Source organism: Cellvibrio sp. KY-GH-1 (genome assembly GCF_008806975.1).
Taxonomy (GTDB): Bacteria; Pseudomonadota; Gammaproteobacteria; order Pseudomonadales; family Cellvibrionaceae; genus Cellvibrio.
Genome location: NZ_CP031728.1, coordinates 4,266,781 through 4,279,672, shown reverse-complemented (window position 1 = coordinate 4,279,672; position 12,892 = coordinate 4,266,781). Strand labels below are relative to the sequence as shown.

Below are 12,892 nucleotides of genomic sequence, written 5' to 3'. Positions count from 1 at the left end.
CCAATCATCATTAGAATGAGTATTGTGCACCTACGTAATACTGACGACCCGATTTAAGTGTAGTATCTACTAAACCGTAATCACTAATCAGCAGAGTCTCTGGCTCATCAGTCAAGTTCAATGCATCAAATGTCAATTTCAGATTATCGTTAAGTTGATAGCTGAACGACGCATCAACCACTCCAGCATCATCACTATTATCACTACCTACCGGCAACGCGCTATTCAACACCGGATTTGCATCCTTCAGCACGGTAGTTGCGTTGGTTTGATAATCACTTCTAAACGTATATGAAATACGTCCAGAGAAGCCGGATTCATTTTCATACCAAAGCGTCCCGTTATAGCTGTCATCAGATTGGCCATCGAGACGACGCCACACAGGCGCTTCAGCCGTTCCGCGATTAACCTTAGATTCAATAACTGTCACGTTAGCTTTGATACCAAAGTTTTGTAACCATGCAGGACCAAAAGTGAAAGGCTGCTGATATTGCAACTCCCAGCCATCAAGCTTTCCACCTTCTCCATTACCTGTTGACTTGAAGTTAAATATGTCAGACGAGGTTGCAGGCCCACCACTCAAAAGGCTGTCTGGCAAGCCGAGCGATGTCCAAGGCACATTGACTGAAATATTCGCAGGGAATGATTCGATATCTTTCTCAAACCAGGCCAACGATACTAGCGACTCATCGGCGAAGTACCATTCCACAGAAACATCCAAGGCGTCAGCGCGGAAAGGATCCAGGTTTGGATTGCCCGCCGTGTAGGCACGGTTAAATCTATCTACACTACCGCCCGGGGTTAAACTTCCTAACCCTGGTCTAGTCATCACCTTAGCCCAGGATGCCCTTAACATAACGTCATCGACTGGTTGAAGCGCTAAGTTCAAAGCGGGGAGTGAGTCGGTGTATTCGCGCGAGACAATCACGTCTGCCCCACTGACCAATCCTCTTGCATCCTGCTCTGTCTTCACATAGCGCACACCAAGATCGCCGGTAAACTCCATATTGAAAACTTCAGTTTTAAAATCGAGCTGTACATATTGGCCAGAGTCCAGCTCGTCCACGGCGCGGTCTTCACCTGCAGTTGCAGTGAGAGGGAAACAAGTTGTGTTACTAAAAAAGCCAACCTTATCGGCAACTTTTTTCATATCAGGGAGGAAGAACGTATTGGCACCATTACTCGGTGTATACAAGGAGCCGAGGCTGCTATCCACAGACAAGTTCGCCAGCGTTAATCCGCAACCCGAAGGTACACTCACCGAGTTACCCTGAGGAATTGCAGTTTGGTTAATAATCGCCTTGTCACGTGCAGATTTATTGTTTTCAAATTCAAATTTTTTCACCGACGCACCAATTTTAGCGGTGAAAACATCATTCAAGTCCCAAGCAAGATCAAGTTGCCCAACATGGTAAATATTTGTGGTATCTCCCGGACGATCTCGCAACTCAGAAATTTTCCAACTTGCAGGATCTTTTAGGTCAAAGTTATATGTAAGTGACGGATTCCAAGCTTTCCCACGATAGTCATAGGCGAAGTCAGCGTTGAATTTTTCAAGAATTGCAGTCGATTCTTCCTTCAACTCCGTTTTGGATTCGGACGAGCCTACTAACGCTTTTAATCTAACGCTGTCTGAAAATGAATGTTCGCCAGATAGTGAGAATTGATCAAACGACGTATCGGCATCAACAAACGCATTTTCCGAACGTACATCAACTCCACTCAAAGTTGCATATTGCATTGAATTGGTGGCTGCATCGATATAGTAGTCAGTCACAGTCGTTTCACGGCGACCTGTTGTGCCAGTACGAGCTAAAGAAATTGGGGTCAGGGTAAGATCAGTTTGCTGATAACCAAGATCCGCATGCATTGCATCAAACGTAAATAAAGTTTCGTCAGCCGGGCGCCACTGAAAAGTACCTGTTACCCCCAAACGATCCAGATCAATACTACGATCAAGCTGGCGAGGGAACCGAGGAATATTCGCATAATTAACTGCAGCAGGTAATGATGCTGCATTTTTCCAGCGATTGTTGCCAGTTGCAGGGTCTCCTAAACGTTCCCAGCGACCTGAATTGTGACCTTCTTGAATCAAACTTCTTTGTGAATAGGCCACAGAAAATGCGGCACCCAAGGTTCCGTCATCATTCACAATACTTGCTAAACCACTAATTCGCGGATCACTATTTTCAGAGCGATCATTAAATCCTTGCGAGTAATTTACTGCATAGGTGCTCTCACTAGAATCCAACGGGCGCGCAGTGAAAAGATCAACTGTTGCTCCCAAAGAACCTTCTTCAATTTCAGCGGTTTGTGTTTTTCTTACGTCGATACGACTAAATAGTTCTGATGCAAAAATATTGAAATCAAACGCGCGACCTTTGTTGTTGTAGCCGGCAGCAATTGTTTCCATTCCATTAACACGAACGCGGCTAAAATCAGCAGACAAACCGCGAACGTTAATTTGCGCTCCCTCACCGCCAACACGGGTGATGTTTACACCAGGAACTCTCGCCATTGCATCGGCAAGGTTATTGTCCGGAAAATCGCCAATATCTTCCGCAACAATACTATCGATAGAGGCGGAACTATTGCGCTTCAAATTCAGCGCGTTTTTAAGGCTGTCACGAAAGCTACCAGTAACAACCACTTCTTCAACAGTGTTGTCACCGCTTTGGTTGTCTTGTGCATAAACCGGCATTGCAGCAATCGCAATGGCCAGTGCCAGGGGGTGGAATTTATAGTTATTCATTTCTGTCCTCGAGCTGAGCTGTGTTGTTTATTTTTATTTAGGTGAAAAAAAAGGATGCCTGATATTCAGGCATCCCCGGGCTTACGTGGATTAATATTTGTATTGCACACCGAGGTTATATTGAATACCGGTGTTGTGGTAATAGGACAAACGTTGATTGTCTTCTGAACCAACCCATTGGTCATCCACTTCATCAGTTAAATTCAATGCTTCCAAGGTAATTTTGATGTTGTCATTGATGTTGTAACCGAATGACGCATCAACGTTTACGGTTCCATTAGTGCCATTTTCCGGGCTGCCTTCTGTGCCTACGGCTGAGGTGATATACCCACTGCGCTCAACTACAGAAACACGACCGCTAAAGGTGTCGTTCTCATAGTACAAAGTTGCTGCAGACGTTTCGTCAGAAAGCCCCGTCAGAGGTCTGGTTTTTATGTAGTTACCATTCACGTCTAAATAATCGATATCCGATTCAACGCTGGTGTAAGAAAGGATTGTACCGAAGTTACTAAATACACCCGGCAAGAAAGTAAACGGTTGTTGATAGCTAATTTCATAACCTTCCAAATCACCACCAGGAGTATTGGTTGGTACAGTAACGGCCCAATCAACATTTTCGTTACACGTTGTAGTAGGTTGCCCTGCCGCAGCACAAGCATTGATTGCTGCCTGAACAGGCAGGCCAGTATCGGTATAGATCACACTGCTTCTTGCGCTAGTAACAAAACTGGCGATCTCTTTCTTGAACAAAGTAATAGACAGCAAACCTTCTTCAGAGAAATACCATTCCGCACCCAGGTCGTAACTTTTAGCTTTAGTTGGCTCAAGCTCAGGGTTACCCGTGGTAATGGTGCGAGTGGTACCGGTAGCAGCAATAGTGGTAGTTGGTACGATTGAGCCTGGCGCTGCTCTTGAAATGCCTTCTGAGTAAGCTGCTTTGATGAAGAAATCACTTAGCGGCTCTACTGTCAGATTGAACGACGGCAAAGTGTCTGAATAAGTGTGCTCGTAGGTGAGGTATTCACGACTTGCCAGGTTGCCATTAATCCATCCACTTGAAGTTTGATCTGTTTCAAAATCACGAACACCAATATTTCCGCGAACTGGAACTGAACCTACTTCGAAGTTGTAATCTAACTGGACGTAGGCACCCAGAGTTTCTTCGCCAACTTCATAAGTGCTGCCATAGTTAGGCACCATCGCAGCCTCAAACAGATTGTAACTGTCCATAATTAAACTACGATTCGGAATTAACCATGCGCGACCATCACCAAGACCTGAATCATATTCCTGAATAAAATCAGGATTGGACGCTAACACAACGCCATTTGCGCCTTCACCAGCACCCAAGACAAATTGGTTGGTTGAAAAATCAAAATCTTTATTGTCTGCGCCAAATTTCAACTTGAGGTTATCATTAACGTCGTATTCAAACGCAACAGACAGTGCCTCACTTTCGTTGACGGTTGACTGTGGACGCTGACGTACAGCACCGGCCTTCCAGGAAGCCGCATCATATGCACCAGCACCAAAGGTTAACACTGGCGAGCTGTAGTTACGATAATCGTAAGTGAACGCTTGATTCTCAGCCTGCATCATCAGCGTATTTTGAATTGGGTTAGCAAAATCTGATTTGGTTTGACCGTACATTGCATCCATACGGAATGAATCAGTAAACTCTTGCTTTAACTTTAACGTGTTTTGCGAGAAGTCTGTGCTCATTTCATCGAAACGATTTTCAGAAATCAAACGTACACCCGTCAAACTTGCGTATTTCATGGTGTTATCTTCAATCGCATAATCCAACACACTACCAGTTGTCAGGTTGGTGCCAGGGTTGAGCGAACCCTGCATGAAAACTTCCTGACGAGTTGCGTCGAATTTTGCGAACAAATTGTCAAAACTGATTTCCGTTGAATCGGTTGGACGGAACTGGAATGACAAACTAGCACCCGTGCGTTCCATTTCATGCGTGTATGAATCATATCGAGGAATACGCGGAGCAAATGGACGGTTAGCGTCCTGCAGAACGCACGCGGTAGACGGTTTATTGTCTACGTCCTTACACCAGCCGTTAACAATGTCAAAGTCATTGGGATTAGCAGGTGCTTCGGTATATCCCGCTGTGCCCCCTGAACCAACAGTTTGACCTTTCACAGTTTTAAAACGGTTGGTTACTTGATTGCTCCAGCGAACAGTACTGTAACCCTCGTCTTTTACACTGCGTTCAGAAACAGCGACAGACAAGAGCGCACCGAATTTTCCGTCAGCAAATGTGTTGCTAATTAAGAACGCAGCGCCCGGATCAGTTTCTTCAGAAAGATCGTTGTAGCCCAATTGGCCGGACGCGGTAAATACGAAGCCATCATAATCGAATGGCTGCGCAGCTTTCAGATCAACAGTTGCGCCTAAAGAACCTTCTTGAATTTCAGCAGAGTTAGTTTTGTGTACGGTCAACGAGCTGAACAAATCTGAAGAGAAGGTATTGAAGTCAAACCCGCGGCCACGGTTGTTACCAACGCCTGAGTCAGTACCACCAGTAGTAGACATGGTTTCCATACCGTTCAACCGCACGGTAGTAAATGCCGGGCCAAGACCGCGAACCGTAATACCGCGACCTTCACCACCAGAGCGTTGAATCGCCACACCTGAAATACGCTGCAATGATTCAGCGAGGTTGTTATCTGGAAATTCCGCGATATCAGACGCAACAATTGCATCCACAAAACCGTTTTGGTTTTTCTTGATATTCATTGCATTCGCCAAACTGTCGCGGAAGCTACCGGTTACCAGTACTTCCTCGACAGTGTTGTCGCCGCTTTGGTTGTCTTGCGCGTAAACGCTCATTGGCAATGCCGCTGCAGCCATCGCGAGTACGAGCGGGTTAAAGGCAAACTTTCTCATAGCTATTCCCCATCTTTATTGTGATTAAATCATTGAGCTAAAGAGCTGCACTCTGTGTTGCCGGGTGGATGACAGCACGCAGTACAGTTTCACAAACGAGCAAACTCTGGTGGCACAAAGCTCGCGGTTATTTGTAATCAGTTTGTTGCAAATGCATTGAGCCTAGACGAATTTTGTGTGCATTTCCTTTTTATACAGGGATTAGCACTAATCAAAAATTTTTATATTTCAATTTGCTGTATTAAAAACAAATAACAAAACGATTTGATGCAGTTGGCACAACACGCATCAAACTTTAAATTCAACGCCCTGGATTTTTACGTTTTTGGCGACAAATTTATCCAGTTCTTCCAACACACCAATATTTTTTACGGTTTTAAAATCGCAGTTGGCAAGTTGGAGGCTTTGAATAGGCGAACGCTTGTATCCGCGCACCTGGAATACCTGTTGTGCGCTGCCGCACTTGAGTTCGCTTATCGAAATATTGCGCACTGTCGGGGTAAATTTTCCGGCATCGCCTTCTTCATAATGGAAATCAATCACGATCGCCGTCTGCACTTCACCGATGGTGATATCGCGAATATAAAAATTTTCGATCACACCACCGCGCACGGAATTGGTTTTAATGCGAATGCCGCGTTCCAGCTCCGGGCTGCTCATGGTGCAATGTTCGACAAATACATTGCGCACACCGCCGGAAATTTCGCTGCCAATCACTACACCACCGTGGCCGTTACGCATTTCACAATGGCTGATCACAATATTTTCAGACGGGATATTAATGCGACGGCCATCCGCATTGCGGCCGGATTTAATGGCGATGCAATCATCACCAGTGTCAAATAAACAATTTTTGATAATGACGTTTTTGCAGGATTCGGGATCGCAGCCATCCGAGTTGGGCCCCAGGCTCACCAACTTAACGCCATCAATCGTCACGTTTTCACACAACACCGGATTCAATAACCAGAAGGGCGCATTGGTGATGGTGACACCTTCAATCAATACATTTTTGCAGGAATAGGGTTGCACAAAGGGTGGGCGCAAGTACGCGCCATCGGCGTAAATACGTTCTGCTACAGGCACATTGTTTTCCATGTCCTGCATAAGTTTGTTGCGCGCTGCTTCCTGTGTGGGTACTCCGGGAATACTCCAGTTAACGCTGCTGAAGTTGCCGCCTTTCCAGGGCCACCAGGTAGTGCGATTGCCTTGGCCATCCAGCGTACCCTTGCCGGTTACCGCGATATTGGATTGCTGATAGGCGTAAATAAGGGGCGAATAGCCCATGATCTCCATTCCCTCCCAACGGGTGAATACCGCCGGCAGGTAGGCTTTGGGATCAGTAATGAAGGCGATAGTCGCACCTTCATCAACATGTAAATTTACGTTGGAGCGCAGATGAATGGGGCCGCTCAGGTATCTACCGCCCGTCACCAGCACTTTACCGCCGCCGGCGTTATGGCAGGCGAGAATTGCTGTAGCGATTGCGCTGCTATTATCAAAACCCGCTTGGGCTTTCGCCCCGTAATCGCGAATATCAAAGGTGCGTGCCGGGAAGACCGGAGGTTGGACCAGCTGGCGAATCTGCTCTGCTTGAGCCCAAACATCAGCACCCGCACCAGACAGCTTGGGACTGTGCGCGCAACCACCCAAAACACCGAGTGCTGTACAACCAACAGCCGCCATCGCACCTTGTTGGATAAAGGCACGACGATGAATAAAGGCACGATGGCCCGCGTGTTCCAGGTACATCTTAGTCACTGCGTGTTCTCTCGTGTGTCGCTCTGGTCGGCTGATTGCTTTTGTCGTTATTGCCCGGGGTGATCAGGCGTTACGCCCGTTTTTGCAACGCCATCTACATAAACACTAAAAAATAGCAGATACGTTTCGCTGACTGGCAAGCGGCTCAACCCGGTTTTCATCAAAGAAGATGTTTATCCTCCTATCGAACGAAAATCATTCTGTATGTCATGTTTGATATTTGCAAGCTGATAGCACAAAAAATTTCCCTTTCCAGTGCCAATTTAGTGATTTTTGCGCCATATTTGTCATGTAACCGTTTTCTTTTATTTAATAATTAAAATGTAAACGTATACACAACTTATGAGATAGAAAAAATTTAAAAAATATTTAACTTTTCTTAAAATTAAAACATCCCAAAATATTCACTTTATTAGGATGATCATAATGTTTGATTGAACCCCTTTTTGTGTAACAGGCTCAAGTTTGGTTTCACTGCCAATGAAATCGGTTACATTGCTATTTTTTGGCCATTTGGGGCGGTTGCGAGACGTAAATTTCGAGCGTAGATTTGATCCCGGTATTGACCGAATACCATTGCCGATTTTGAGGCGCCGCAAGGCGCCTTTTTTTTAGGGTCGATTTATAAAGGTGGATAAACACGCCAATCTCGGGCGGGCCAACGTGGAATGGCAGTAGCGGTTCGATAAGCCAGCTACACTTGAAAAGATCACCAAGGCATCAATCCTGTTCGGTTCTATTACCTCGATCCAGCACTTCGATTCATTACTTCGACAGCATCGAAAGAGAGAGACGCGTGAGCAGCAGTATTATTGTTTTGCATGACAGAGATAACGTGGGTATTTGTAAAGTGGCCCTGCCAGCCGGGGTTCTGTATGCAGAAAAAGATGTCACCCTCCAACGCGACATTCCCGCCTTGCACAAGTTTGCGATCCGCCCCATTGCCCAGGGTGAAGCGATTTTAAAATACGGCCAGACCATTGGTTTTGCCAGCCAGGACATTCCCGCCGGTGAGCATGTGCATGTGCACAATTGCATCATGGGTCAACTCGAGAAAGATTACGGCTTTTGCGAAGAAACCAAACCCACTGCCTTTCTCCCCGCTGAAAAACGCGCAACATTCCAAGGCTACAAACGCCTGAATGGCAAAGTGGGCACGCGCAACTATGTGGGCATTATCACCACGGTTAATTGCTCCGCGACCGTGGCCAAAGCCATCGCCCAACACTTCACCTTTTCCGGCGAGCTGGAAAAATATCCGCACATTGATGGCGTAGTGGCCATGACTCACGATTCCGGTTGCGGCATGCGTTCCGACGGTGAGGGCTACGAGACCCTGCGTCGCACTTTTAACGGCTACGCGCGCCACCCCAATTTCGGCGGCGTAATGATGGTGGGCCTGGGCTGTGAAACCATGCAGATCCAACGCGTGATGCAAGAGTGCGGCCTCGCCGATTCCAAAACATTTACGGCCTACACCATTCAGGATGTGGGCGGCACTCGCCTCGCGATTGAAAAAGGCATTGAAACCCTGCGCGCGATGTTACCGCTGGTGAATGAATGCCAACGCGAAACAGTACCCGCGAGTGAATTGATTATTGGTTTGCAGTGTGGCGGTTCTGATGCACTCTCCGGTGTCACGGCCAACCCGGCACTCGGAATTGCGGGCGATATTCTGGTTCGCCATGGCGGCACGGTGATTTTATCCGAGACGCCGGAAATTTTTGGTGCGGAACATTTGCTGACACGTCGCGCAGAAAGCCCTGCCATTGCACAAAAATTATTGGATCGCATCAGTTGGTGGGAAGACTACACCGCACGCAATGATTTTGAATTGAATAACAATCCTTCACCGGGCAATAAAGCGGGCGGGTTAACTACCATTATTGAAAAGTCGCTCGGTGCGCAAGCCAAGAGCGGCTCCACCAATTTGACCGATGTATTTCTTTACGGCGAAGACATCACCACCAAAGGTTTTGTGTTTATGGATAGCCCAGGTTATGACCCGGTATCCGCCACCGGGCAAGTTGCGTCGGGCGCACAAATTTTATGTTTCACCACTGGCCGCGGCTCTGCCTTTGGTTGCAAGCCAGCACCGAGTATCAAACTTGCTACCAACAGTAAAATCTTTGCCCATATGAATGAGGACATGGATTTGAATTGCGGCAAGGTGCTGGACGGCGAAGTAACACTGGAACAAAACGGCCAGGAAATATTTGAAGAAATTCTGGCGGTGGCCTCCGGCAAAAAAACCAAAAGCGAATTGCTCGGCTATGGGGATAATGAATTTATTCCCTGGAAAATCGGGGCGGTTGTTTAACTCTCCAATTCCCCCCTTTGAAAAAGGGGGGTTAGGGGGGATTGGATTGTAGGGCTTTAATCCCCCCAGCCCCCTTTTTCAAAGGGGGAGCGAGGCCGTGCAAAGAATACATTTTTTCCTTTACTCGCAATTTATAAAAATTTTTACACAACAATAACCAGCAATAGCTGGATCAACTAGAAAGCAAATTACGGCAGTTCCATCGGTCACATTAATACAACTATTGATGTGATCCCCTATTGCCCAAATTTGCCGCAGAGAGAACGACATAATGAAAATAGCCATCACCAAAGAGAGACGGGCACACGAACGCCGTGTTGCCGCCACACCCGATACCGTAAAAAAACTTATCGCGCTGGGCTTTAGCGTCGCCATCGAACAGGGGGCAGGTGAAGCCAGTCGCATTCCCGATAGCGACTACCAAGCAGCCGGCGCCAGTATCGAAAGTGATACGGCAAATTTATTACGCGATGCAGACATTGTATTAAAAGTGCAGCGCCCACTCTTAGCCGGTGAAGGCGATATTAATGAACTCGCATTGATCAAACGCGGCGCCTTGTTAATTGCCATGCTCTCGCCCTACGCTGATCCCGCTGCGATTATCCAATACGCGCAGGCGGGTGTTACCGCCATGACACTGGAATTTGTACCGCGTATTACGCGCGCGCAATCCATGGATGTATTGAGCTCGCAATCCAACCTTGCGGGTTATCGCGCCGTATTAGAAGCGATTAATGTTTACGATCGCGCTATGCCGATGATGATGACGGCCGCTGGCACCATTGCGCCCGCGCGGGTGATGATACTCGGTGCGGGTGTCGCCGGTTTGCAAGCCATTGCTACCGCACGCCGCTTGGGAGCAATTGTTTCTGCCACCGATGTGCGCGCGGCTTCCAAAGAGCAAGTGGAAAGCCTCGGCGGAAAATTTGTGATGGTGGACAGTGAAGAAGTTAAAAATGCCGAAACCGCTGGCGGCTACGCCAAAGAAATGAGCGATGACTACAAACGTCGCCAGGCAGAATTAGTTGCCGAAACATTGAAGAAACAAGACATTGCAATTTGCACCGCGTTAATTCCCGGCCGCAAAGCGCCAACATTGATCAACGATGAAATGGTGCATTCCATGCGCCCAGGCTCGGTGATTGTGGATCTCGCCGCAGAGCAAGGCGGCAACTGCACACTCACCAAACCCGGTGAAATTGTGGAAGTGAACGGCGTAAGTATTATTGGCCTGTTAAATATTCCCAGCCGTTTATCTGCTGATGCCAGTGCACTCTACGCAAAAAACTGTTTGAATTTTATTACTCCCATGGTGAATGCCGATAAACAGCTGGCGGTGAATTGGCACGATGAAATTATTGCTGCAACTGTGCTCACGCGCGATGGTGATATTGTTCATCCCAACTTTAAACCTGCAACGGCGGCTTAAGGGGCATTCATTATGGAAACCAGTTTCGTATCGCAATTATCCATTTTTGTGCTCGCCATTTTTGTGGGCTATTACGTGGTCTGGAGTGTAACGCCAGCACTACACACGCCGCTCATGGCGGTAACCAATGCCATCTCCAGCGTAATTATTGTGGGCGCATTAATAGCCGTTGGCCCGGAAGAAATGAGTTTATCCAAGATATTGGGCTTCGTTGCAATGGTGCTAGCGGCGATTAATATTTTTGGTGGTTTTACCGTGACCCAACGCATGCTCGCCATGTACAAAAAGAAAGATAAAGCGGGAGGCAAATAATTATGACCAGCTTCCACGTCAATTTAACCGCGTTCGCTTATCTGGTTGCCGCAGTACTATTTATTCTGGCGCTGCGCGGCCTCTCATCCCCCGAGTCTTCACGCCGCGGCAATATGCTCGGTATGATCGGCATGGCCATCGCGATTATCACCACCATCCTCAGTCCTGAAATCACTTCCTACGGTTGGATTCTCACTGCACTGGCGATAGGCGCGGTGATTGGAATTTTTATCGCGCGCAAGATTGCCATGACCGCCATGCCACAATTAGTCGCGGCTTTTCACAGTCTGGTGGGTATGGCGGCAGTATTAGTAGCCGGTGCCGCATTTAGTAATCCACTGGCATTTGGTATCGCCAATGCCGCCGGTGAAATATTTATCGCCAGCCGCATTGAAATGGGTTTGGGCGTAGTGATTGGCGCAATTACTTTTTCCGGTTCAGTGATTGCATTTACCAAATTGCAGGGCCTGGTTTCTGGCAGGCCCATTGTGTTTGCTGGCCAGCATTTTTTAAATGCGTTAATTGGTTTATTGATTATCGGTTTGATCGTGTATTTCTGCATCGATCAATCGCCCTGGATTTTCTGGATCATGACCGCACTGGCATTTGTGATTGGTGTGCTGCTGATTATTCCCATCGGCGGCGCCGATATGCCAGTGGTGGTTTCCATGCTCAATTCCTACTCAGGTTGGGCCGCCGCCGGTATAGGTTTTACACTTCATAACAACGCGTTAATAGTCACTGGTGCACTAGTCGGCTCGTCCGGCGCCATTCTTTCCTATATCATGTGCAAAGGCATGAATCGTTCATTTTTTAATGTGATTCTCGGTGGCTTTGGTGCCGATGCGACTGCAGCCACGGCGAGCGGTGGCGAAGACAAACCGGTAAAACAAGGCAGCGCGGAAGATGCCGCCTTTATTATGAAAAATGCCGGTTCGGTGATTATTGTTCCCGGTTACGGTATGGCAGTGGCACAAGCGCAACACGCCTTGCGTGAAATGGCCGATGAATTAAAACACGCGGGTGTAAAAGTGAGCTACGCCATTCACCCGGTGGCGGGCCGTATGCCCGGCCATATGAACGTTCTACTCGCTGAAGCCAATGTACCCTACGACGAAGTGTTTGAATTGGAAGACATTAACAATGAATTCCAAACTGCTGATGTAGCCTTTGTGATTGGCGCTAACGATGTCACCAATCCAGCGGCAAAAACCAATCCGCAAAGCCCCATTTTCGGCATGCCGATTCTGGAAGTGGAAAAAGCGCGCACGGTATTGTTTGTTAAGCGCTCCATGGCCTCAGGCTATTCAGGTGTGGAAAACGAATTATTCCATCGCGATAACACTATGATGTTATTTGGCGATGCGAAAAAAATGGTGGAATCCATCGTTAAGAATATCGCGTAGCAACACCG

Annotated in this window: 7 protein-coding genes; 4 read left to right on the top strand and 3 right to left on the bottom strand. The window is 47.5% G+C overall.

The features are described 5' to 3' along the window. Window positions 1-10: 10 nt before the first annotated feature. The 3 genes from D0C16_RS18065 to D0C16_RS18055 all read right to left on the bottom strand — a co-directional run bounded on the left by D0C16_RS18065 (window position 11) and on the right by D0C16_RS18055 (window position 7,342). Window positions 11-2,752, bottom strand: coding sequence for a TonB-dependent receptor (locus D0C16_RS18065; protein WP_151033650.1), 2,742 nt, complete (start codon window positions 2,750-2,752; stop codon window positions 11-13). A gap of 90 nt (window positions 2,753-2,842) precedes the next feature. Next, complete coding sequence (locus D0C16_RS18060; protein ID WP_151033649.1) at window positions 2,843-5,656, bottom strand: TonB-dependent receptor; 2,814 nt, start codon at window positions 5,654-5,656, stop codon at window positions 2,843-2,845. A gap of 288 nt (window positions 5,657-5,944) precedes the next feature. Next, window positions 5,945-7,342, bottom strand: a complete 1,398-nt coding sequence (locus tag D0C16_RS18055; RefSeq protein ID WP_151034995.1) for a glycoside hydrolase family 28 protein — start codon at window positions 7,340-7,342, stop codon at window positions 5,945-5,947. An 871-nt stretch (window positions 7,343-8,213) separates the two neighbouring features. Here D0C16_RS18055 and D0C16_RS18050 point away from each other — a divergent pair. The 4 genes from D0C16_RS18050 to D0C16_RS18035 all read left to right on the top strand — a co-directional run bounded on the left by D0C16_RS18050 (window position 8,214) and on the right by D0C16_RS18035 (window position 12,884). Continuing rightward, complete coding sequence (locus D0C16_RS18050) at window positions 8,214-9,737, top strand: UxaA family hydrolase (protein WP_151033648.1); 1,524 nt, start codon at window positions 8,214-8,216, stop codon at window positions 9,735-9,737. 271 nt (window positions 9,738-10,008) lie between these two features. After that, complete coding sequence (locus D0C16_RS18045) at window positions 10,009-11,166, top strand: Re/Si-specific NAD(P)(+) transhydrogenase subunit alpha (RefSeq protein ID WP_151033647.1); 1,158 nt, start codon at window positions 10,009-10,011, stop codon at window positions 11,164-11,166. Between the two features lie 12 nt (window positions 11,167-11,178). Next, entirely contained in the window at window positions 11,179-11,478 is a 300-nt protein-coding gene (locus D0C16_RS18040) for a proton-translocating transhydrogenase family protein (protein WP_151033646.1), read from the top strand. Between the two features lie 2 nt (window positions 11,479-11,480). Further along, window positions 11,481-12,884 (top strand): NAD(P)(+) transhydrogenase (Re/Si-specific) subunit beta, encoded by a 1,404-nt coding sequence (locus D0C16_RS18035; protein ID WP_151033645.1) that lies wholly within the window; start codon window positions 11,481-11,483, stop codon window positions 12,882-12,884. The last annotated feature ends 8 nt before the right edge of the window (window positions 12,885-12,892 follow it).

Bases quoted from the DNA above. Each gene is read 5' to 3' on its own strand.
- D0C16_RS18045 (WP_151033647.1), top strand. From the start codon at position 10,009: ATGAAAATAGCCATCACCAAAGAGAGACGGGCACACGAACGCCGTGTT.
- D0C16_RS18065 (WP_151033650.1), bottom strand. From the start codon at position 2,752: ATGAATAACTATAAATTCCACCCCCTGGCACTGGCCATTGCGATTGCT.
- D0C16_RS18035 (WP_151033645.1), top strand. From the start codon at position 11,481: ATGACCAGCTTCCACGTCAATTTAACCGCGTTCGCTTATCTGGTTGCC.
- D0C16_RS18040 (WP_151033646.1), top strand. From the start codon at position 11,179: ATGGAAACCAGTTTCGTATCGCAATTATCCATTTTTGTGCTCGCCATT.
- D0C16_RS18055 (WP_151034995.1), bottom strand. From the start codon at position 7,342: ATGGCGGCTGTTGGTTGTACAGCACTCGGTGTTTTGGGTGGTTGCGCG.
- D0C16_RS18060 (WP_151033649.1), bottom strand. From the start codon at position 5,656: ATGAGAAAGTTTGCCTTTAACCCGCTCGTACTCGCGATGGCTGCAGCG.